Annotated in this window: 24 protein-coding genes; 11 read left to right on the top strand and 13 right to left on the bottom strand. The window is 64.2% G+C overall.

The genetic code is table 11. The annotated features are described in order from the left end of the window. Window positions 1–69: 69 nt before the first annotated feature. The gene (locus tag BM338_RS06195; protein ID WP_090449914.1) at window positions 70–513 is read right to left on the bottom strand and encodes a hypothetical protein; all 444 of its coding nucleotides are present in this window, start codon (window positions 511–513) and stop codon (window positions 70–72) included. Between the two features lie 141 nt (window positions 514–654). Between BM338_RS06195 and BM338_RS06190 the strand changes: the two genes are divergently transcribed. Beyond that, window positions 655–1,353, top strand: a complete 699-nt coding sequence (locus BM338_RS06190) for a glutathione S-transferase N-terminal domain-containing protein (protein WP_090449913.1) — start codon at window positions 655–657, stop codon at window positions 1,351–1,353. A 128-nt stretch (window positions 1,354–1,481) separates the two neighbouring features. Further along, a complete protein-coding gene (locus BM338_RS06185) occupies window positions 1,482–3,761 on the top strand; it encodes a S9 family peptidase (protein WP_090449912.1) in 2,280 nt (759 codons plus the stop codon). Window positions 3,762–3,816: 55 nt separating this feature from the next. On the opposite strand, the gene BM338_RS06180 is transcribed toward BM338_RS06185, so the two are convergent. From BM338_RS06180 to BM338_RS06145, 8 genes are all read right to left on the bottom strand, one after another. Next, window positions 3,817–4,194, bottom strand: a complete 378-nt coding sequence (locus tag BM338_RS06180; protein ID WP_143109261.1) for a S8 family serine peptidase — start codon at window positions 4,192–4,194, stop codon at window positions 3,817–3,819. 47 nt (window positions 4,195–4,241) lie between these two features. Further along, complete coding sequence (locus BM338_RS06175) at window positions 4,242–4,856, bottom strand: hypothetical protein (RefSeq protein WP_090449910.1); 615 nt, start codon at window positions 4,854–4,856, stop codon at window positions 4,242–4,244. A gap of 38 nt (window positions 4,857–4,894) precedes the next feature. Further along, a complete protein-coding gene (hslU, locus tag BM338_RS06170) occupies window positions 4,895–6,229 on the bottom strand; it encodes an ATP-dependent protease ATPase subunit HslU (RefSeq protein ID WP_090449909.1) in 1,335 nt (444 codons plus the stop codon). Between the two features lie 77 nt (window positions 6,230–6,306). Continuing rightward, window positions 6,307–6,840 (bottom strand): ATP-dependent protease subunit HslV, encoded by a 534-nt coding sequence (gene hslV / locus BM338_RS06165; protein WP_090449908.1) that lies wholly within the window; start codon window positions 6,838–6,840, stop codon window positions 6,307–6,309. Window positions 6,841–6,957: 117 nt separating this feature from the next. Further along, window positions 6,958–7,845: a tyrosine recombinase XerC gene (gene xerC / locus BM338_RS06160; RefSeq protein ID WP_090449907.1), complete on the bottom strand. Its 888-nt coding sequence runs from the start codon at window positions 7,843–7,845 to the stop codon at window positions 6,958–6,960. A 2-nt stretch (window positions 7,846–7,847) separates the two neighbouring features. Then, a complete protein-coding gene (locus tag BM338_RS06155) occupies window positions 7,848–8,531 on the bottom strand; it encodes a DUF484 family protein (RefSeq protein ID WP_090449906.1) in 684 nt (227 codons plus the stop codon). Between the two features lie 74 nt (window positions 8,532–8,605). Next, window positions 8,606–9,451, bottom strand: coding sequence for a diaminopimelate epimerase (dapF, locus tag BM338_RS06150; RefSeq protein ID WP_090449905.1), 846 nt, complete (start codon window positions 9,449–9,451; stop codon window positions 8,606–8,608). A 17-nt stretch (window positions 9,452–9,468) separates the two neighbouring features. Continuing rightward, on the bottom strand, window positions 9,469–9,639 hold the full coding sequence (locus BM338_RS06145; protein WP_090449904.1) for an LPS translocon maturation chaperone LptM: 171 nt from the start codon (window positions 9,637–9,639) through the stop codon (window positions 9,469–9,471). Window positions 9,640–9,802: 163 nt separating this feature from the next. On the opposite strand from BM338_RS06145, the gene BM338_RS06140 reads away from it, so the two are divergent. Further along, entirely contained in the window at window positions 9,803–10,492 is a 690-nt protein-coding gene (locus BM338_RS06140; RefSeq protein ID WP_090449903.1) for a hypothetical protein, read from the top strand. On the opposite strand, the gene BM338_RS06135 is transcribed toward BM338_RS06140, so the two are convergent. Continuing rightward, window positions 10,493–10,966, bottom strand: coding sequence for a GNAT family N-acetyltransferase (locus tag BM338_RS06135; RefSeq protein ID WP_177229238.1), 474 nt, complete (start codon window positions 10,964–10,966; stop codon window positions 10,493–10,495). Window positions 10,967–11,223: 257 nt separating this feature from the next. On the opposite strand from BM338_RS06135, the gene BM338_RS06130 reads away from it, so the two are divergent. Continuing rightward, on the top strand, window positions 11,224–12,708 hold the full coding sequence (locus BM338_RS06130; protein WP_090449901.1) for a RimK family protein: 1,485 nt from the start codon (window positions 11,224–11,226) through the stop codon (window positions 12,706–12,708). Window positions 12,709–12,869: 161 nt separating this feature from the next. Here the strand turns inward: BM338_RS06130 and BM338_RS06125 are convergent, their stop codons facing one another. After that, window positions 12,870–13,127 (bottom strand): hypothetical protein, encoded by a 258-nt coding sequence (locus BM338_RS06125; RefSeq protein WP_090449900.1) that lies wholly within the window; start codon window positions 13,125–13,127, stop codon window positions 12,870–12,872. A gap of 178 nt (window positions 13,128–13,305) precedes the next feature. On the opposite strand from BM338_RS06125, the gene aroE reads away from it, so the two are divergent. The 7 genes from aroE (at window position 13,306) to BM338_RS06090 (ending at window position 19,139) form a co-directional block, all read left to right on the top strand. After that, window positions 13,306–14,136, top strand: a complete 831-nt coding sequence (gene aroE, locus BM338_RS06120) for a shikimate dehydrogenase (protein ID WP_090449899.1) — start codon at window positions 13,306–13,308, stop codon at window positions 14,134–14,136. A 3-nt stretch (window positions 14,137–14,139) separates the two neighbouring features. Next, entirely contained in the window at window positions 14,140–14,403 is a 264-nt protein-coding gene (locus BM338_RS06115; protein WP_090449898.1) for a YkgJ family cysteine cluster protein, read from the top strand. Window positions 14,404–14,551: 148 nt separating this feature from the next. Continuing rightward, window positions 14,552–15,028, top strand: coding sequence for a nuclear transport factor 2 family protein (locus BM338_RS06110; RefSeq protein ID WP_090449897.1), 477 nt, complete (start codon window positions 14,552–14,554; stop codon window positions 15,026–15,028). 176 nt (window positions 15,029–15,204) lie between these two features. Continuing rightward, window positions 15,205–16,989 carry a peptide-N4-asparagine amidase gene (locus BM338_RS06105; RefSeq protein ID WP_090449896.1) on the top strand — a complete coding sequence of 595 codons (1,785 nt, stop codon included), beginning with the start codon at window positions 15,205–15,207 and terminating at the stop codon, window positions 16,987–16,989. A gap of 118 nt (window positions 16,990–17,107) precedes the next feature. Further along, window positions 17,108–18,088: an energy transducer TonB gene (locus tag BM338_RS06100; protein WP_090449895.1), complete on the top strand. Its 981-nt coding sequence runs from the start codon at window positions 17,108–17,110 to the stop codon at window positions 18,086–18,088. 74 nt (window positions 18,089–18,162) lie between these two features. Further along, window positions 18,163–18,456: a hypothetical protein gene (locus BM338_RS06095; RefSeq protein WP_090449894.1), complete on the top strand. Its 294-nt coding sequence runs from the start codon at window positions 18,163–18,165 to the stop codon at window positions 18,454–18,456. Window positions 18,457–18,581: 125 nt separating this feature from the next. Continuing rightward, window positions 18,582–19,139 carry a hypothetical protein gene (locus tag BM338_RS06090; protein WP_090449893.1) on the top strand — a complete coding sequence of 186 codons (558 nt, stop codon included), beginning with the start codon at window positions 18,582–18,584 and terminating at the stop codon, window positions 19,137–19,139. 12 nt (window positions 19,140–19,151) lie between these two features. Here the strand turns inward: BM338_RS06090 and BM338_RS06085 are convergent, their stop codons facing one another. Further along, window positions 19,152–19,481 carry a low molecular weight protein tyrosine phosphatase family protein gene (locus BM338_RS06085; RefSeq protein ID WP_090449892.1) on the bottom strand — a complete coding sequence of 110 codons (330 nt, stop codon included), beginning with the start codon at window positions 19,479–19,481 and terminating at the stop codon, window positions 19,152–19,154. Further along, complete coding sequence (locus tag BM338_RS06080) at window positions 19,478–20,014, bottom strand: gamma carbonic anhydrase family protein (RefSeq protein ID WP_090449891.1); 537 nt, start codon at window positions 20,012–20,014, stop codon at window positions 19,478–19,480. The genes BM338_RS06085 and BM338_RS06080 overlap by 4 nt, the downstream gene beginning before the upstream one ends. Between the last annotated feature and the right edge of the window lie 8 nt (window positions 20,015–20,022).

Genomic DNA, 20,022 nt, shown 5'->3' with positions numbered 1-20,022 from the left:
ACCCTTAGCTCTGCGATAAAGATCGCCGAGCATACGTGAAGCAGTGCCCGCCGTGACGGGCCCGACGCATCACTTGCCGGCGGTGTCGGGCATCGGTGTGGTGGGCTCGTTCTTGGCACCCTCCTTCTCCTGCCGACGTTCGATCATGGCTTCGCGCATGCTCAGGTAGCGCTGGCGCTGGTTGTCGGTGAGCACGGCCTGCAGCTGAGTGTCGCCATCCTTGACGATGGCCTGTGCCTTCGCGCGCCGATCTGCACCCTTCACGCTACGGTCGCTTCGGAGCGACTGCAGTTGTTGCTGGTGAGTGCCGAGAATGGCGGCAATCCGGTTCGTCTGTTCGGTAGTGAGCTGCAGATGCTTGGCGAGATGATCCGCACGCTGCTGCGGATCCATCGGGCGCTTGGCGGCATGTGTACCGTTACCGTCCGTTGCGGCAGGGGTACTGGTCTGGGCGTAAGCACCGGCACTCAGGCCAAGGATGAGGGAGGTCAGGCAGGCGAGGGTCTTCTTCATGCGGGCATCTCCACAGGGATTCAGAGGCGATGAACGTGGGCATTCGGCGCGCGTTGACCGCAGCACCGAGCCGCTTGCTGCCTTGAAAGCCCGCCTGATGCCCCGAACATCCTTGAAATCGCCCGCGCCGAAGGAATTCTCATGATCGAGCTGCACTACTGGCCCACGCCCAACGGCCACAAGATCGCCCTGTTCCTCGAGGAAGCCGGCCTGCCCTACGAGATCAAGCCGGTGAACATCGGCAAGGGCGATCAGTTCAAGCCCGAGTTTCTCGCGATCTCGCCCAACAACCGTATGCCGGCCATCGTGGATACGGCACCGGCCGATGGTGGCAAGCCGCTTAGCGTGTTCGAATCGGGCGCCATCCTGCAGTATCTGGCCGACAAGACCGGCCGCTTCTTGCCCACCGACGTGCGCGGCCGCTTCAAGGTGCTGGAGTGGGTGTACTGGCAGGTGGGCGGACTGGGGCCGATGCTGGGGCAGAACCATCACTTCAATCGCTATGCGCCGGAAAAGATCCCCTACGCGATTGACCGCTACGTCAACGAAACGCGCCGGCTCTACGGCGTGTTGAACAAGCAGCTGGACGGCCGCGCCTTTGTCGCCGGCAAGGACTACACCATCGCTGATATGGCCGCCTATCCGTGGATCGTGCCGTACGAATCACAGGGCATGTCGCTGGATGATTTCCCGCACCTGAAGACTTGGTTCGAAGCCGTCCGTGAGCGGCCAGCGACCAAGAAGGCCTATGAGATCGGCGAGTCGATCAAGGGACGTTTCGACCTGGCCCAGGACGAGGAGGCTCGCAAAGTGCTGTTCGGGCAGGGTGCAAAAACCTGATATTTCGCGGTGCATTCGCTTGAGTGCACCGCCTTCTCCGGACAGGTAATGCTGGCATCGCATCGCGTGACGCGTTCTAATCCGCGCTTGTTCTTGCGCTTTACCCGCAGCAGTCCAAGGAAGTACCCATGCGCGCCCTCCTCTTCGCCACCCTGATGACGGTGGCCCTGCCGACCATGGCCGACAAACTCACTATCGAACGCATCTTCGACGGCGGCAGCCTCGCCGGCCCCGCGCCGCGCGGCTTGCAGATCTCGCCGGACGGCAGCCGCATCACCTTCCTGCGCCCGCGCAGCGACGACCAGTTTCAGCTGGACCTATGGGAATACCGCCCCAAGGACAACAGCACGCATCTGCTGGTGGATTCGCGCAAGCTGGAGCCGCAGGGCGAGCAGCTTTCCGACGCGGAGAAGGCGCGCCGCGAGCGCGCCCGCACGGCGGGGCTGCGCGGCATCCTCAGTTACCAGTGGTCGCCGGATGGCAAACAGCTGCTGTTTCCCATCGGCGGCAAGCTCTATCTGTACAACCTCGCGGATGCCAAGCCGGCGCCGCGCGCGCTGGATACCGGCGGCGACGTGATCGATCCGAAGATCTCGCCGAAGGGACGCTTCGTGTCCTATGTGCGTGACCAGAACCTGTGGGCGATCGACCTCACCACGGGTGAAGCGAAGCAGCTCACCCACGACGGCGGCGGTACCGTGCACAACGGCGAGGCCGAGTTTGTCGCGCAGGAGGAAATGGATCGCAGCGCCGGTTATTGGTGGGCGCCGGACGATAGCGCCATCGCATTCGAGCGCTACGACGAAGCCAAGGTGCCGGTGACCAAGCGCACCGAGGTCTATGCCGATCGCACCGAAGTGATTGACCAGCGCTACCCGGGCGCGGGCGATCCGAATGTGGCGGTGAAGCTGGGCCTGGTCGCACCGGCCGGTGGCCAGCCGCGCTGGATCGACCTCGGCAAGGACACCGACATCTATCTGGTGCGCGTGAAGTGGCTGCCCGATGGCAAGCACCTCACCTATCAGCGCATGCCACGCAGCCAGCAGAAACTGGAACTGAAACTGGTCGACGCCAAGACGCTGGCGCAGCACACCTTGCTCACCGAGACCAGCGACACCTGGATCAACCTCAATGACGACCTGAGTTTCCTCAAGGACGGCAAAAGCTTCCTGTGGGGCAGCGAACGCAGCGGCTTCCATCATCTCTACCTGTACGGCATCGACGGCAAGCTCAAGCACCCAGTGAGCCAGGGCGACTGGCAGATCGACGGCGTGCTGGCGGTGGATGAGCACAACGGCACGGTCTACGTCAGCTCCAACCGCGACTTCGTGCCGGATCGCCAGATCTACGCGCTGAAGCTCGACGGTAGTACGGCAAGTGCACCGGCGCGCATCAGCCAGGGCGCCGGCACACACATGGCGGAGTTCGCGCCGAACGCCGGCTTCTATCTGGACATCTATTCCAGCGCCGACACGCCGCCGCAGGTCAGCGTGCACAAGCCAGACGGCAGCTTTGTCAGCTGGATCGAGCAGAACAAGCTCGACGAGAAGCACCCGTTCTGGCCGTACCGCACCAGCTTGATCAAGCCCGAGTTCGGCACGCTCAAAGCGGCCGACGGACAGACGCTGTACTACCGCATCTACAAGCCGGCCGGCTTCGATCCGACCAAGAAGTACCCGGTGTTTGACGCCTATTACGGCGGCCCGCACGCACAGCTGGTGGTGAATACCTGGGGCGATTACTTCAACCAATACATGGCCAACCAGGGCTATGTCGTGTTCACCCTCGACAACCGCGGCATGGCGCGGCGCGGGCGCAAATTCGAGGATGCCATCTATCAGCAGCTCGGCGCGGCCGAAGTGGAAGACCAGATCGCCGGCATCCATTGGCTGAAAGCGCAGCCCTGGGTTGACGGCAAGCACATCGGCGTATTCGGCTGGAGCTACGGCGGTTTCATGACCACCATGATGCTGTCCAAGGCCTCGAACGAACTCGCCGGTGGCGTGGCGGTGGCACCGGTGACCGACTGGCGTCTGTATGACACCTTCTACACCGAGCGCTACTTGGGACGTCCGCAGGACAATGAAGCCGGCTACACGCGCAGCAGCCCGCTCGCCTGGCTCGACGGACTCACCAGCAAGCTCTATCTGGTGCACGGCATGGCTGACGACAACGTGCTGTTCCTCAACTCCACCAAACTGATGGCGGAATTGCAGAAGCGCGGCACGCAGTTCCAATTGATGGCGTACCCCGGCGCCAAGCACGGCCTGAACCTGCCAGGCCAGCGCACGCACGTGTATCACCTGATCGCCAACTTCTTCGATCGGGAAGTGAGGGGCAGCGCGCAGCCGGTGGCACGCGCACCTGCAGCGGCGACTTCCACGGCCGCCGGCGCCACAGCACCCTGAAAACGAAAAAAGCGCCCACCAGCGTGGCTGGCGGGCGCTTTATCGAAACAGGGTTTCAGTGACCGAGCTTGGGTCCGCGGATCGGGTTGGCCTGTAGCTGCCGATCCACCTCCACACCCGCCACGCCTGGTTGTGCCTTGAAGCGGGCGATGCCCTGCTCAGCGCTCATGCCCGCTGGCAACGTGACCACGATGGCATACGCCCAATCCATGTGGCGCACCAGCGGCGCACCTACGGCCTTGCTGGCTTCCGCCATGGCGGAAGGACTGGCGTCATCCTTGAAGCTGACGATCAACTGCACCGTGACGGGTTTGGGAGCACTGGGCTGGGTATCGGACATGGTTGGCGGGTTTCCAGCAGGGTGGGCGCATGCCACACCCGTGCCCAGCGGCAGCAACAACCAAGCACGAAGCAACAAACGACGGGTGGGCATGCTGCCTCCGGTCTCAGGCGAGAGCGACCAGCGTAGCCTGCCGCGGCTTACTGCGCGTGACCGACGCCGGAATCGCCCTGCTCCAGCGGCGGCGGCATACCGGCGACTGCCAGCAGCGACTGGGCGTAGCCGTCCTCGATACTGAGGGTGGAAACCTCATCCCAGGAGAAGAACGACGCCTCGCGCAGCCACTCCGCGTCGGGGCTGATTTCCTGCATGTTGAAGCCGTCTTCCTCGACGCTGATCAGCTTGCCGATGTAGCAGACTTCGGATTCGTCTTCGCTGTCCACATGCACGCCGATCACCGGCGATTGTTTGGCGGCGGCCTGCACCACCTCGCGAATGTCGTCGAGCGGGAAGCCGCGCGGTGGGCGCGGCAGGATGTGCTTGAGCGCCAACGCCTTCTCCATGAAGGGGGCGTGCTTGTCCGGCGCCTCCAGCTCGGAGATGTCGCGGTGCCGCATGATGTACATGCCGTCGTAGGTGATGCCGTCACCCACGACCCACAGCAAGAAAAATTCGCGGCCAACCCCGCCGACGTAGCCACAGAAGCTGCCGTGTTCGAGTTCGCCGCGCCATAGACGGATCAGTTGCTGCTGTTGCTGCGCTTCGCGCAGCTGAGCCCGCTGACCCGTCGTCTTGAGTTCAATAACCTTTCCCATACGCCCCTAATTTTAACAGCCGGGGTCTTTCCCCATGTTTACAGGATGTAACGGCTCAGGTCCTCGTCCTTGACCAGGTTGCCTAGGTTTTTATCAACATATTCGGCGTCAATCACGTATTTTTCGCCGGATTTGTCTGCAGCTTCGAAGGAGATCTTCTCTAGCAGGCGCTCCATCACCGTATGCAGGCGGCGGGCGCCGATGTTTTCGGTGCGCTCGTTCACCTGGAAGGCCACCTCAGCCAGGCGATCAATGCCGGCTTCGGTGAACTCGATGCTTACGCCTTCCGTACCTAGCAGGGCAACGTATTGCTTGGTCAGCGCGTTCTGCGGTTCGCGCAGGATGCGTTGGAAGTCACCGACCGACAGCGCCGACAGCTCCACCCGGATCGGCAGGCGGCCCTGCAGCTCCGGGATCAGGTCCGAAGGCTTTGCGAGCGAGAACGCACCCGAAGCGATGAACAACATGTGGTCGGTCTTGATCGGGCCGTACTTGGTGGACACGGTGGAGCCCTCCACCAGCGGCAGCAGGTCGCGCTGCACACCCTCGCGGCTGACGCCGGCACCGCCCCACTCGGAACGTTGGGCGATCTTGTCGATCTCGTCGATAAACACGATGCCGTTCTGCTCGGCGACAAACACCGCCTGCGCACGCACCTCGTCATCGTTGAGCAGTTTGCTGGCCTCTTCGTCGATTAGCAGCGGCCGCGCCAGTTTGATGGCCATCTTGCGCTTCTGCGACTTGGCGCCGCCCAGGTTCTGGAACATTTGGCGCAGCTGCTGGCCCATTTCTTCCATGCCCGGCGGGGACATGATTTCCACGCCCACGTTCATCGCGAAATCCAGCTCGATCTCGCGGTCATCGAGCGCACCCTCACGCAGCTGCTTGCGCAGCTTCTGGCGCGTATCGCTGTCGATCGCTGGCGCCGGGTCGTGCGACCAGTCGGTAGGTGTCTGGCGGCGCGGCAGCAAAGCGTCGAGGATGCGATCCTCCGCGCGGTCCTCGGCCTGCGAGCGCACGCGCTTCACCGCCTGCTCGCGGGTGAGTTTGTAGGCCACGTCGGCCAGGTCGCGCACGATGGATTCCACATCTTTTCCGACGTAGCCGACCTCGGTGAACTTGGTCGCTTCCACCTTCACGAACGGCGCGTTCGCCAGCGTGGCCAGGCGGCGCGCGATCTCGGTCTTGCCCACACCGGTGGGGCCGATCATCAGGATGTTCTTCGGCGTCACTTCGTCGCGCAGGCCCTGCTCCAGCTGCATGCGGCGCCAGCGGTTACGCAGCGCAATCGCCACCGCGCGCTTCGCGTCGTGCTGGCCAATGATGTAGTGGTCGAGTTCGTTGACGATTTCGCGGGGAGTCAATTCGGACATGGGGTCACCGGAGAATGGGGTCTTTGTCCGGCCTGGGCCGGGATGACGTTACTGAAGAGCCGACGCCGGCCGGTGCATCAAAGCTCTTCGATCGTCGTGTTGTGATTGGTGTAGATGCAGATGTCGCCGGCGATCTTCAGCGCCTTCTCGACAATCTCACGCGCATCCATCTGGGTGTTTTCCATCAATGCGAGTGCGGCCGACTGCGCGTAAGGGCCGCCGGAGCCGATCGCGATCAGGCCATGCTCGGGCTCGAGCACATCGCCGTTGCCGGAGATCAGCAGTGAGGCGTCCTTGTCGGCCACTGCCAGCATCGCTTCGAGGCGGCCGAGGCGGCGGTCGGTGCGCCATTCCTTGGCCATCTCCACCGCGGCGCGGGTCAGGTTGCCGCTGTGCTTGATCAGCTTTTCTTCGAACAGCTCGAACAAAGTGAAGGCATCGGCGGTGGCGCCGGCAAAGCCGGCGAGGACATCACCCTTGCCGAGGCGGCGGATCTTGCGGGCATTGGCCTTCATCACCGTGTTGCCGAGGGTGACTTGGCCGTCGCCGCCGATCACGACGCGGCCGTTGCGACGGACGGAAATGATGGTGGTGGCGTGGAACGATTCCATGAGGGGCTCCGCATTAGCTTGAGCGGCAAAGGTGGGGCCGATGGACATGCCGTTCAATATGCTGGGGCTTGCAGCGTCGCCGGAGTGTTACGGCGACGTGGAACATCGGCAGGTGGCTCAGCCCTTGCGCTTGGCGCGCGGGTGGGCCGCGTCGTACACCTTGGCCAGGTACTGGAAATCCAGATGGGTGTAGATCTGGGTGGTCGCGATGTCGGCGTGCCCCAGCAATTCCTGCACGGCGCGCAGGTCGCCGGAAGATTCCAGCATGTGGCTGGCAAAGGTATGGCGCAGCAAGTGCGGATGTACGCGCTTGGCGAAACCCTGGCTCAGCGCGAGCGTCTTCAGGCGCGCCTGCACCGTACGCGGGCTGATCTGCGCACCGCCGCGGCCGCGGAACACTGGCGATTCGGGCGCGCGCCCTTCGGCTTCGCCCAATGCGCGCAAGGCGTTCACCGCATGCTTGCCCACCGGCACGATGCGCGTCTTGCTGCCTTTGCCCAGCACGCGTACTTCACCAGCGCTCAGGTCGAGATCCAGCCAGCGTAGGCCCACCAGTTCGGACAGGCGCAGTCCGGAGGAATAGAACAGCTCCAGCATGGCGCGGTCGCGCAGGGTCAGCGCGCCGCCGCTGTCGGCCTCCACCAAAGCGGTAGCTTCGTCGACGTCCAGCACCTGCGGCAGTTTGCGATGCACCTTGGGGCCGCGCACACCGGCGACGGGATCATGCTCCAGCGCGCCCTCGCGTTGCAGCTGGCGGAACAGGCTGCGGCAGGACGAGAGCAGGCGCTGCAGGCTCTTGGGCGATAACCCCGCGCGATGCTCGGCGGCGACGAAGGCACGCATGCGATGCGCATCGAGCTTTTCAAAACCAGACACCTGCTGCGCTTCCATCCAGCGCAGCAGCTTGTCCAGATCGCGGCGATAGGCATCGACGGTGTGCGAGGACGCCTTACGCTCGCCAGCGAGGCGGGCGAGCCAGGTCTCGACCTGGCCGCGCGGCTCCATGCTCAGGCGCCGTCCTGCGAGCGCAATAGCGCCGCGGTGACAGTGGCGGCAATCATCTTGAGGAACAAGGTGCCCATGCCCGGCTGGAAATGGTCCGGGTCACCGCTACCGATGGCGAGGATGCCGAGTTCGCCCAGCGGCATCAGCGCGGTCGACTGGATCGATGGCGCCTGATCGCCGAACAACCGGTACAAGCGCTCCGCCGAAAGACGCCCGGCAATGGGCTCATGGTGCGCGAGGAAATCGGCAAATTCCGGCAACTCCGCGCGACCGCCCGGGAACTGCACCAGCCAGTCGGCCGGCGGCAGCGAGACCTCTCCCAACAGCAGCAGCCGCACCTGATCGGTCTTGAAATCTTCGGACAGCTTGGCGATCACACTGCGCGCCGCGACGGCTGGCGTATTGGCGCGCAGCACGGCGACATTGAGATCGTGCACGCGCTGCATCAGCTGCTCGTTCTCGGCGGCGATGCTGACCAGTTCGGCCAAGCGCCGCTCCAGCTCCGCGTTCTTTTCGCGCAGCTGCTGCAGTTGATACACCGCGAGCGAGGCCACCGGCCCTTGCTCGCGCGGCAGGGTCAGCTGCGCGGCCAGTTCCGGAAAGTCATTGAGGAAGCCCGGATGGCGGCGCAGATAAGCGGCTACATCCTGGGCTTGCAAGGTGTCGTCGAGTGCGGAGTCGGTCATGCGCGGGTTACCTCAAAAACCGATGAGTCGGGCGGATGGTCTGGCGCCGAGTGTGCGATGGCCGTCATGACGCTTCAATGCGCGATCATGCCCAGCCATTCACCTTCGAATACGAAAGAGGCCGGCCCGGTCATCCACAACGTATGTCCAGGGCCGATCCAGTCAATTTGCAAGCGGCCGCCGGGAAGTTCGACCTGCACACTGTCGTCCACTTCGCCACGCTGGCGCATCACCGCCATCGCGGCGCAGGCGCCAGTACCGCAGGCCAGGGTCCAGCCGCTGCCGCGCTCGTGTACGCGCAGACGCAGATGGCGGCGATCGAGTACCTGTACGAAGCCCGTGTTCGCCGCTTCCGGAAAGCGCTCGTGCGTCGACAGCAATGGGCCGTGACGGAACAAGGTGGGCAGACTCAGGTCAGGCACCACCACCACCGCGTGCGGGTTGCCCATCGATACGACACCGATTTCCAGCATCTCGCCGCCCACGTCGAGTTCGTAGCGGTCGGCCGCGGCCTCGGTCTGGAAGGGAATGTATTCAGGCCGGAAATCCGGTTCGCCCATATCCACCGTGACTTGGTCCGCTGCCAGCAGGCGCACGGTGACAGGGCCGGAAGGACTTTCCAGCCGCACCGTTTCGCCGATCGCCAGCGCGCCGTCGCGATACAGCCACGCCGCAACGCAGCGCACGCCATTGCCGCATTGGCCGGAGGGTGAGCCATCGGCATTCCAGATGCCGTAAAAGAACGCGCAGGACGGGTCGCGCGCCGGCTCGATGCTGATCAGCTGATCGAAACCCACGCCGTTATGCCGGTCGGCGATCGCGCGGATCTCCGTCTCGCGCAGGCCGAAGCCATCGCGTCGCGCGTCGACCATTACGAAGTCGTTGCCGATGCCCTGCATCTTGGTGAAGCGCAGTTTCATGAAATCGCCGGGCGCCTTCAGTGTTGCGCGGGTGTAGCCGTGGTGGCGGCCGGAGCAGGTGCCACGGTTGCCGCGGTGGGTGCCGGTGCTGGCTTCGGCGGCGGCATGTACAGCGGGCCTTTGTTGCCGCAACCGGCCAGCGCGGCCGTCACGAGGCAAAGCGGGAGCAGCAGGATCGATCGACGCATGGATGTGGGTTCCTACGGAGACGGCCGCAGTATAGCGATGCTCACCCATTGCGCCGCGATAGGCCGTGCGGCCGACGGTTCAGTTGGTTTCAGCTCGGAGCGGTGCACACCAGCGGCTATCATGCGCGGGTCGCCGCCGTCTCGCGGCGTGGAGTAGAGATGTATGGATTGGACCACGCTGCTGCGCCTGCCCAGCACCCTTCTGCTGGTGCTGACGGTGATCGCACTCCTGTTCACCCTGGTGCAGCTGGTCGCTCTGCGCACGCGCCTGCACGCCGGCCAGCGGTTTGCGGCGGCGCTGCGCACCGTGCTGCTGCTGTTGGGTTTCGCGCTCACCCTGGTGTTGGCTGCCGCCAGTTGGAGTCTGCGCGGCTATCGCTTGCTGTCGGAAGAAACGCCGGTGGTGGCGATTGATGCCCGCATCCTGTCGCCGCAGCGCTGGGCACTGACCCTGCGCTGGCCCGACGGCAGTGCGCGCCAGGTCGCCGTGTCCGGCGATGCCTGGCGGGTGGAGGCGATTGTGCTCAAGTGGAAATTGCCCGCGCTGCTGGCCGGCCTGCCACCGCTGTACCGGCTTGATCGCCTGAGCGGACGCTATGACGATCCGGAGCAGGAAGCGCAGGCGCCGCGTACCGTGATCAGCTTCGACGAAGCCGGTGCCTACGACGTGCTCGACCTCAAGCGCCAGCATCCGCAATGGCTGCCCGGCGTGGATACCGTGTTCGGCAGCGGCGCCTTCCTGCCGCTGGTCGACGAAGGGCACTACAACGTGAGCCTCATGCGTACCGGTGCGCTGGTGGCGCGGCCCGACGAAGCCACTGAGCAGCGCCTCGGCCAACCGTTCGGCGGCTGATCAGCGCAACATCTTCTCGAAGCGCCAGGCGTCCGAGCCGTCCTCGTAGAAACCCCTGTGCTCGCCGATGCAGTGGTAGCCGAGCCGCTCGTACAAGCGGATGGCGCTGTGGTTGTCGGTGCGCACCTCGAGCCGCAGTGCACGGCAGTGCCGCCGCCGCGCCGTCTGCTCGGCCGCCTCCAGCAGAGCCGAGCCCACGCCCTTGCCGCGTGCTTCGGCGTGCGTGGCGATGGAATAGAGGCGCGCGCGCTGGCTGCCCTTGCGGAAAAACACCACCGCCGTGCCGAGGAAGCGGCGATGGTTGGCGCTGGCTACCAGCACCTGCGCGCTCTCGCTGTCCAGGTGACGGCGAAACTGGGCGCGACTGAGCCGATCGCTGGTGAAGCTTTGCTCCTCCAGCGCGACCAAGTCATCGAGATCGGAAAGTTCAGCGCGGCGCACGCGCACGGCGGCGGTCGCGGGCATTGGGGTCATCAGGCGGATTCCGGTGCGGCGCGGGACGCGGCGGCAGTCAGAGAAGGGACGGAGGGCGGCGGAAGCGCGGCACTCTAGACCTGCAGGCCGCGCTCCGCAATCGGCAGTTGGTCATGGCCCCAATAACGACATTTAGTCTTGCTTCAGACCATTCCCTTGAACAAAGTCTTCCATGTGCCAAACTGCCGCCCTTGTGCCGTGCCGCCCCGTTCCTCCACGTGACGACACCCCCGCGGTTCTACCGAATTTGAGGTGTCATGTCCCGTCTCGTCATCGTTGTCGAGAAGGCCTCCGACTGGGGCTCTTACTACCCGTCCGTCGACGTCGTCACTGCGATGGACTACTTGCGCGAACCTATCGGCGGCGACGACGAACGCACGCAAGTCATCAACCTGTGCCGCAGCTACAAATACCTGGGCACCGGCTACTACGTCTCTCTGTTGGGCGAGGCGCGTGGGCATAAGGTGATGCCGTCGGTGCGCACGGTGAACGATCTGCGCCGACGCTCGCTGTACGGCCTGGACATCGAAGACCTCAACCAGAAGCTCACCCACTTCCTGCCTGCCGGCGGTCGCGATACCACCGACTTCGGCATCCTGGTCTATTTCGGCGAAACCGCTTACCCGGCGCTGCAGGATCTGGCGCGCCAGGTGTTCGAACTGTTCCCCTGTCCGCTGCTGCGCATCGAGTTCGAGCGCGACCGCGTGTGGCAGGTCAGCTCGATCAAGCCGGTGGGCCTGCACACGCTGGACGACGCCCAGGAAGACGCTTTCGCCGAGACCCTGGACAGCTTCTCCAAAAAGCTATGGCGCAAGCCGAAGGCGCGCAAACGCTATCGCTACGACATCGCCATGCTGGTCGACCCCAACGAGGCCATGCCGCCGTCGAACAAGAAGGCGCTCAAGTCCTTCGTCAACGCCGGCAAGGAACTGGGTATCGAAGTCGATCCGATCGGCAAGAACGATTACCAGCGCCTGGCCGAATACGACGGCCTGTTCATTCGCGAGACCACCGCCAGCGATAACCACACCTACCGCTTCGCGCACCGCGCGGAGAAGGAAGGCATGGTGGTGATGGACGATCCCAGCTCCATCCTCCGCTGCACCAACAAGATCTACCTCAACGATCTGATGGTGTCGCGCAAGCTCGCGGTACCCAATACCGAGATCCTCTATCGCGACAACGCGAAGGGCATCAAGGATGTCGCCGCCAAGCTCGGCTTTCCCATCGTGCTGAAGATTCCGGACGGCTCCTTCTCACGCGGTGTGGTGAAAGTGGAGAACGACGCGCAGCTGGAAAAAGCCACCAGCGAACTGTTCCAGCACAGCGCCCTGCTATTGGCGCAGGAATTCGTCTACACCGAATTCGACTGGCGCATCGGCGTGCTGAATCACGAGGCGCTGTACGCCTGCAAGTACTACATGTCGCGCGGCCACTGGCAGATCTACAATCATGGCGCCAAGGGCACGGCCAAGTCTGGCGGCTTCGAGACCATCCCCGTGCGTGACGCGCCGGCCGAAGTGGTGAAGCTGGCGCTCAAAGCCACCCAGCCGATCGGCGACGGTCTGTACGGCGTGGACCTGAAGCAGGTCGACGGCAAGCCGGTGGTGATCGAAGTGAACGACAACCCGTCGATCGACGCGGGCGTGGAAGACGCTTATCTCGGCGACGATCTCTATCTGCGCATCATGCAGGAGTTCATGCGGCGGCTCGAACGCAAGCGGCTGGGTATTGCCGACTGATCCGTCGCGGAGCGGGTGACTCCGGCAGCTCTTCCCTGGGCTGCCGAAACCCATGACGCGATCCTTCGCGCCGCGTCCGACGGGTGCCCAGCCATCCTGGCTTCCGCCGTCGCTCCCAAGTGCGCTCCCTACGCACTCAAGCTTCCACTGCCAAGCGGAATTCAGTGCCAGATGGCGTGCGGCACACGGCGGCGGCGCCCCCGCAGCAGCGACAGCAGCTGGCGCGGCAGGCTCGGTTCCAGCACCAGCAGTAACGCCAGCGGTGCGCCCACCAGCCAGAACGCCGGTGTCCAGCCGAGCAGATCGGTGCGCACCGGCACCAGGGTGGTGAGCAACAATGCGCCGCCCGCCAACAGCCACAGCAAGGCGCCGGCGAGCAGACGGTAGTGGCGGCTGTTATCGGAGGCTGGCTTGCGCATGGCGGCGGTCCGTGGTGATCGAGTGAGGTGAGCTTGCCGGCGGCCCATCTCAAAACCTGCGACCCCAAAACCTGCACTCAGGAGGTGGGGCCTCCCCAGGCGCCCGGGATTAGAATGTGCGGCTGTTGCGGGTCGGCTTGTGCCCCTGCGGAGTCCTCATCCAACCAAGGAGCACGTCATGAGTGCAGGCCAGTTCGCCGTCTTCGGCCACCCCATCGCCCATTCACTGTCGCCGCAGATCCACCAGGTGTTCGGCAAGCAGTTCGGTATCGCGCTGGAGTACCGCACCATCGATGCGTCTCCGGGGGAGTTCGAGGCCAGCGTGCGCCGTTTCTTCGCCGAGGGCGGCGTAGGTGCCAATGTCACCCTGCCGCACAAGGCCGCCGCCTTCGCGCTGGCCGACCGGCGCAGCGAAGCAGCTATGCGCGCTGGTAGCGCCAACGTCCTCACCCGCCTGCCGGATGGTCGACTGGCTGCCCACAACACCGATGGCGCGGGCATGGTGCGCGACCTCACCGAACGGCATCAGGCTGATCTGCGTGGCCACGATGCTTTGCTGCTCGGCGCCGGCGGCGCTGCGCACGGCGTGGCCTGGAACCTGCTCGATGCCGGCGTGAACACCCTGACCATCGTCAACCGCTCACCCGAAGCCGCCGACGCACTGGCCGACGCCATCGGGGAACCCGCGCGCGCGCATACGCGCTATTGGGAAGATCTCGCCGATATCGACAGTTACGACCTGATCGTCAACGCCACCTCCGCAGGTGTGCTGGGCACCTCGCTGGACCTGCCCTTCAGCCTGATCGGCAACCGCGCCACCTGCTATGACCTTTCATATGGCAAGGCCGCCACCGACTTCCTCGCCTGGGCGCGAGCGGGCCATGCGCGCTATGCCTTCGACGGCCTGGGCATGCTGGTGGAAACCGCAGCCGACGCGTTCGAACTGTGGCATGGCAAGCGCCCGGATACCGATCCCGTCTATCTCGCGTTGCGTCAGCAGTACGGCTGAGCGATGACGCTCACCTGCCGCGCCGGCTGCGGTGCCTGTTGCATCGCGCCGTCCATCAGTTCGCCGATTCCGGGCATGCCGCACGGCAAGCCGGCCGGCGTGCGTTGCGTGCAGCTGACCGATGACAACCGCTGCGCCATCTTCGGTCGCCCGGAGCGGCCGGCGGTGTGTTCCAACCTGCGGCCGGAACCGGTGATGTGCGGCGCCGATCGCGAACATGCGATGGCTTATCTGCGGGCGATGGAAGCGGCGACCGCTGTGCCGTAAGGCGCGGTAGCGCCAGCGGCAAAACCGGATACCGTGCTCCGGCGCCCCGTCGAGAAGCAATGGCGGGCCGGGTCATCCTGACACCTGACAAAAAGGTCACCGCCGCATGATGTATCGACTCGCTTCTGCTACTGCCGCGGCGCTCACGATGATGCTTTCGCTTAGCGCTGCCGCTGCAGCGACGGATGAGAGCGCGGAAGCGCAGCTTACCCGTACGATCACTGCGCTCGACCGGAAGGTGTTCGATGCCTACAACCAGTGCGATCTGGAAACCTTCACACATTACTTCGTGCCTGACGTTGAGTTTTATCACGACAAGGGTGGCGTCACCTTTGACCGCGCCTCGGTGGTGGAGAACACGCGCAAGTACATCTGTCACAAGGTACGGCGCGAGTTATTGCCTGCTTCGCTGAAGGTCTATCCGATCAAGGATTATGGCGCGATAGAAGAAGGCGAACATCGCTTCTGCGAACTTGCCAGCGGCAAGTGCGAAGGCAGTGCCAGGTTCCTGATGATCTGGCAGCACAAAGATGGCGAGTGGCGAATGACTCGAGTGGTCAGCTACGGACATCGCGCACTGACCGACGAAGAGAAGGCTGCTCTCGCCCCCAAGCCAGGTGGTTGAGGCTTTCTGTCGATCTACGCGTATCGACGCTGAAAGGTGGGTCGCCCAATACGCTTCCCACTTAGTTAGACGTCTAAATTTACTTGGACGTTTAAATGCGAACCGCAAACACCTGCGGTCTTGCCGCGTGCTAGCGTGATGGGACAGGGGATCACATCATGCGGGGAGTGAGCATCATGTCGTCGAAGGGGTTCGTGCGTCTGGGTCCGGTGATTGCCGGGCTATTCGTTGGAATAGGTATTCTCGTTGCGGCCGGCACAGCACATGCCGCCGGCAATGATCCGGTGATCGGAACGAAGAATGTCGTCGTGGCCGATCCCACAGTGCCGCGTCCGCCGGGCACCCCGTGCGTGGTCCAGTTGTTCAACGATGTCACCTTTACCGATTTCAATACGCGTCCTTACGACTACACGCCGCCCGTTTCCTGCGGCAGCCGTTGGTCCAAGGTGGTACTGGAGGCGGATTTCTCGGTGACCGCGGGTCGCCAGTTCGATCGCACCGCTACCTTGTGGCTGTCCGGCGTGAACGTGTATTTCGGTACCACGCAGGAGCCTTCCGCTGCGGTGTCGCCGAGCTGGCATGTGGAGCGCGACCTGACCGACTACACCACGCTGCTGCGCCAGCCCGGTAAGGGCCAGGCGATCATCGGCAATGTGGTGAACAGCACCTACACCGGCATCATTCACGGCAGCGCGCGTCTGCTGTTCTACCCGGCCTCGCTGATAGCCCCGGCCGCGCAGGTGCCGGATGCGGTGTATCCGCTCGGTGCGGACGCGGTGGGCGACACCACCACCCTCAACGGCCCCACCGACAAGCTCGCCAAGACGCTGAGCCTGCCGCGCAATGTGGTGCGCGCGTATCTCGACGTGTTCGCGCAGAGCCAGAGCGGCGACGAGTTCTGGTACACCTGCGTGCCTGACCAGTACGCCGCGCAAGTGCAGGAGTGTGGCGGCGGCAACTTCCGCGAAGCCGAAGTAAGCATCGACGGCCAGCCGGCCGGTGTGGCGCCGGTATATCCGTGGATTTACACCGGTGGTATCGATCCCTACCTGTGGCGGCCGACGCCTGGCGTGCAGACGCTCAACTTCATGCCCTACCGCGTCGACCTGACGCCGTTTGCCGGTCAGTTGAGCGACGGCAGTCCGCATGAAGTCGCGTTGAGCGTGGCGGGTGCGCACGGTTATTTCTCCACCACCGCTACTTTGCTGGTGTATCGCGACCGTCATGCGCAGCAGGTCAACGGCCGCATCACCCGCAACACGCTGGTGGGCCAGCCGCCCACGCCGACCATTGGCAGCACGTTGGCGACCGACAACAGCGGCAATCTCACCGGTGACATCACCACGCAGCTGACGCGTCAGTTCGTGATCGAGGGTTACGCCACCGGTTCGAGCGGACGCGTGGTCAACTCGGTGACGCAGACAGTGGGCTTCAACGACGTGCAGCGTTTCACCATCAACACCAGCACCTATCGCCAGCAGACCGAACAGCTGACCCAGGTGGATAGCGTGAGCCAGAGCCGCGTCGGTCCGCTGCTGACCGTGGAATACCGAGCGCATGCCGCGTACCCGCTGAGCGTCGATTACAACCAGCAAGTTGCCAGCGACGGCAGCCTCAGCGCGGCCACCACGACGCATCAGGGCTACACCACGCATGGCGAACGCCGCTTGCTGGGCTTCCCGGTTTACAAGGCGGACATCAGCAATACGGTGGATAGTGCCGATACCTTGAACTTCGACGCCAGCGGAGCACTCACCAGCCACACCGGCCAGCAGAGTGCGCAGAGCTTCCGCTTCAACGACAGCTTCGGCAGTTGCTATCGCACCGACCTGAGCACCGCCAGCGGCGCACTGGCCACCTATGCCACCGGCCAGGGCTGCCCGGATCAGCAGAACCGCGTGTGGTGGATCGCCCATCCGGACGGTTCGCCCGACAGCCGCAACCTGCAGGTGGATTGGTAAGCGCTTGATGTCGCGCAGCCGTCTGTGTGACGGCTGCGCGACGGCTTCGCCAGGCAACATCTCCGCAATATCGCGTCACTAAGCTGGCGCGCCCCGCGGCCTCCCCGATACCCCTCTCATGCCAGCTGCCCCGCTTCAACGCCGTACTCAAGGTGCGACGCGCTATGTCCTGTTGATCCTGCTCGCTTTGTTCGCCTGCGCGGGCGGTGTCATCGTCTGGCTGTTGCGCGGTGCCGGAAGCAACGAGCACGTGGTGCAGGAGCTGGCGCCAGTGGCGGATGCCGGCCAGATCCATCGTGCCGATATGCCGGTCACCACAGCGGATCTCTTGCTGCACGCACGGGATGCGATGGCGCAGCAGCGGTTGCTGGCGCCGGCCGGCAACAACGCCATTGAGTGGTATCTGAAGGTCTTGAAGCAGCAGCCGGACAACCAGGTTGCGCAGGATGCCTTGCGCGAAATCTTCCCGTTCGCCGCCACTGCCGCCGAGCAGACCATCGGCCAGGGCAACGCCGCCGAAGCCCAGCGGGAGATCGACCTCTTGTCCAAGGCCGACCCCACCAACTACACGCTCACCATCCTGCGCGCCAAACTGCAGGCCCAGTTGCAGGTAGCGGAAGACCAGCAGCGACGCGAGCAGCAACAGGCACAGGCCACCGCGCAAAAACAGCAGGCCCATACGGCATCGGTGACGACGCCCTTTCCATCGGTGGCGGTCACGCCAGCGCCGCCCTCCGCCATCAGTCAGCCAGCGTCGCCAGTAAAACGGACCGAGCCGGAGCCTGCCGCTCCGGTAGCGGCACGACCTGCGCCCGCCGCGGAAGCCGTTGCCGCGACAGCACCCGTGTTGAAGCGCCGCATCGAACCGTACTACCCCAGTGACGCGCGGCGTACGCGCCGGCAAGGCTGGGTCGACGTGCGTTTCGTCGTCGAAGCGGATGGTTCGGTGAGTCGCGCTAGTGTGATCGACGCCGATCCCAAGAATGTGTTCGACCGCGCTGCACTGAGCGCGGTTGAGCGCTGGCAGTTCACGCCGGGCACGCGCAATGGCGCGCCGGCCTCGGCAGAGTTGCGCCAGCGCATCGAATTCCGGCTTTGAAGCAGGCCGCGGGGAGGTGCCGCTGCCTTCAACCGCATGACGCATAATCGGCGCAATCGCCAAGGAGATCCGCCATGCGCAAGGCCATGCTCGTCCTGCCCCTGCTTGCTGTCGCCATCGCCACCGGAGCCTGTCACGACATGACCCAGCCTGCGCCCAAGTCGGTGGCCGGCTTCGTGACCGACATGAAAAGCTTCGACGCCTTCATCGCCACCCATCCCACGCCGGAGCAGTTCCACGCGACCTACCCGGATGTACAGCTGGTGATGCCCGGCACCATGACCACCATGGAATTCCGCAGTAACAACAGTCGCTATTACCCGGAGCTAGACAAGGACGGCAAGATTGTTGGCGGCCACTTCGGCTGACGGATGCAGGATAAAACGCCAACGGCGTCACATAGCTGACATCTGGCGTGGCTACCGTGGCGCGCTGCTGGGACATGCGAAGACGCATGGTCCCGAATGCGGCCCCACCCCACCGGCCAGGTGTCATGTCCCGTCTGTTTTCCGCCGCGTCCTCGCGACGCGGTCTGCTTGTTGCCTCACTGGTCTTGCTGGTCATTGCAGCCGGCACCGCGTATGCGCTGATGCGCCCGGCTTCCATGGCGAATCTCGCGTCCGGCTCCTCGAAAGGCCCAGCGGCGGCGGCGACCAGTGGTGGCACTGACGACACTAGCGGCGTCGGCATCATGCTTGGCCTGGCCAAGACCGCCGTGGATGAAAAGCGGCTGATCGCGCCGGCCGGCGCCAATGCCTACGAGTTCTATCTCAGTGCGTTGCAGTTGGATCCGAACAATGCGGCGGCGCAGGACGGTTTGCATCAGCTATTCGAGCCGGCCGCCGACGACGTAGAGCGTTCTATCAACAACAACGAGCTGGACGAAGCTCAGCGCGAGCTGTCGTTGCTGCGCGAATTCGACGGCACCAATTACAAGCTCGCCCTGCTTGGCGGCAAGCTCGATGCGCAGCGCCAGATCCAGATTCGCAGCGACGAAGCACGCGCCGCGATGATCCAATCCGCATCGTCGGCCTCCACCCAGGCGCAGTGACGCCGGAGCGCTTCAGCGCAGCAACGGTCCCGCTTTCTTCAGCAGAAGCTCGACCAGCTCGGGCTGCATGAAGTCGTAGTCGTCGGGAATACCCAGCACCACTACGCGCTTGCCGTGGAGATGCCGGCCAAAGCGCGCTTGCAGGCGACGGCGATGCGCGGCTTCCATCACTAGGATCAGCTCCGCCCAATCCACCTGCTCGGCGGAAAGCAGAGTGTCCGCATCGGGCGATAGGCCGGCCGAATCCACCTCCAGCTGCGGCCAATCACGGAACACCTGCTCCGCCGTGGGGCTGCGCAGCCGGTTGCGGCTGCACAGGAAAAGTACACGGCGTGTACTCATTCCGCTGCGAGGTACTCGTCTTTCAGGCGTACGTAGTGATCGGCTGAGTAATGCAGCTGCTCGATCTGTTTATCGTTGAGCAGCCGCACGAACTTGGCCGGATTGCCCAGCCACAGCTCGCGTTCGCCCACGACCTTGCCGGGTGGAATCACGCTGCCTGCGCCGACGAAACCGTACTTCTTCACCGTGGCGCCATCGAGCACGGTGGCGTGCATGCCGATCAGGCAATAGTCCTCGATGGTGCAGGCGTGGATCACCGCGGCGTGGCCGATGGTGACGCCTTCGCCGACCAGGGTAGGGAAGCCGCCTGGCGAGTAAGGGCCATCGTGAGTGACATGCACGATGCTGCCGTCCTGCACATTGCTGCGCGCGCCGATGCGGATGTGATGCACGTCGCCGCGCAGCACGGCACCAGGCCAGATCGACACATCGTCAGCCAGCTCGACAGCGCCGATCACAGTGGCAGCCGGGTCGACGTAGACGCGCTGGCCAAGGGTGGGGGCGATGCCCCGGTAGGTGCGGAGATGATTCATCTGCCCAT

This window comes from Dyella sp. OK004, from assembly GCF_900114495.1.
Classification (GTDB): Bacteria; Pseudomonadota; Gammaproteobacteria; order Xanthomonadales; family Rhodanobacteraceae; genus Dyella_D.
The sequence above is the reverse complement of the archived record's forward strand: the minus strand, read 5'-3'. Positions and strand labels throughout refer to the sequence as shown.

Coding starts and splice junctions, on each gene's coding strand:
- BM338_RS06085 (WP_090449892.1), bottom strand. CDS start 19,481: ATGAGTACACGCCGTGTACTTTTCCTGTGCAGCCGCAACCGGCTGCGC.
- BM338_RS06115 (WP_090449898.1), top strand. CDS start 14,140: ATGACGCTCACCTGCCGCGCCGGCTGCGGTGCCTGTTGCATCGCGCCG.
- BM338_RS06090 (WP_090449893.1), top strand. CDS start 18,582: ATGTCCCGTCTGTTTTCCGCCGCGTCCTCGCGACGCGGTCTGCTTGTT.
- BM338_RS06110 (WP_090449897.1), top strand. CDS start 14,552: ATGATGCTTTCGCTTAGCGCTGCCGCTGCAGCGACGGATGAGAGCGCG.
- hslV (WP_090449908.1), bottom strand. CDS start 6,840: ATGGAATCGTTCCACGCCACCACCATCATTTCCGTCCGTCGCAACGGC.
- dapF (WP_090449905.1), bottom strand. CDS start 9,451: ATGAAACTGCGCTTCACCAAGATGCAGGGCATCGGCAACGACTTCGTA.
- BM338_RS06095 (WP_090449894.1), top strand. CDS start 18,163: ATGCGCAAGGCCATGCTCGTCCTGCCCCTGCTTGCTGTCGCCATCGCC.
- hslU (WP_090449909.1), bottom strand. CDS start 6,229: ATGTCCGAATTGACTCCCCGCGAAATCGTCAACGAACTCGACCACTAC.
- xerC (WP_090449907.1), bottom strand. CDS start 7,845: ATGGAGCCGCGCGGCCAGGTCGAGACCTGGCTCGCCCGCCTCGCTGGC.
- BM338_RS06130 (WP_090449901.1), top strand. CDS start 11,224: ATGTCCCGTCTCGTCATCGTTGTCGAGAAGGCCTCCGACTGGGGCTCT.
- BM338_RS06180 (WP_143109261.1), bottom strand. CDS start 4,194: ATGCCCACCCGTCGTTTGTTGCTTCGTGCTTGGTTGTTGCTGCCGCTG.
- BM338_RS06135 (WP_177229238.1), bottom strand. CDS start 10,966: ATGACCCCAATGCCCGCGACCGCCGCCGTGCGCGTGCGCCGCGCTGAA.
- BM338_RS06195 (WP_090449914.1), bottom strand. CDS start 513: ATGAAGAAGACCCTCGCCTGCCTGACCTCCCTCATCCTTGGCCTGAGT.
- BM338_RS06145 (WP_090449904.1), bottom strand. CDS start 9,639: ATGCGTCGATCGATCCTGCTGCTCCCGCTTTGCCTCGTGACGGCCGCG.
- BM338_RS06185 (WP_090449912.1), top strand. CDS start 1,482: ATGCGCGCCCTCCTCTTCGCCACCCTGATGACGGTGGCCCTGCCGACC.
- BM338_RS06190 (WP_090449913.1), top strand. CDS start 655: ATGATCGAGCTGCACTACTGGCCCACGCCCAACGGCCACAAGATCGCC.
- BM338_RS06125 (WP_090449900.1), bottom strand. CDS start 13,127: ATGCGCAAGCCAGCCTCCGATAACAGCCGCCACTACCGTCTGCTCGCC.
- BM338_RS06105 (WP_090449896.1), top strand. CDS start 15,205: ATGTCGTCGAAGGGGTTCGTGCGTCTGGGTCCGGTGATTGCCGGGCTA.
- aroE (WP_090449899.1), top strand. CDS start 13,306: ATGAGTGCAGGCCAGTTCGCCGTCTTCGGCCACCCCATCGCCCATTCA.
- BM338_RS06155 (WP_090449906.1), bottom strand. CDS start 8,531: ATGACCGACTCCGCACTCGACGACACCTTGCAAGCCCAGGATGTAGCC.
- BM338_RS06140 (WP_090449903.1), top strand. CDS start 9,803: ATGGATTGGACCACGCTGCTGCGCCTGCCCAGCACCCTTCTGCTGGTG.
- BM338_RS06100 (WP_090449895.1), top strand. CDS start 17,108: ATGCCAGCTGCCCCGCTTCAACGCCGTACTCAAGGTGCGACGCGCTAT.
- BM338_RS06175 (WP_090449910.1), bottom strand. CDS start 4,856: ATGGGAAAGGTTATTGAACTCAAGACGACGGGTCAGCGGGCTCAGCTG.
- BM338_RS06080 (WP_090449891.1), bottom strand. CDS start 20,014: ATGAATCATCTCCGCACCTACCGGGGCATCGCCCCCACCCTTGGCCAG.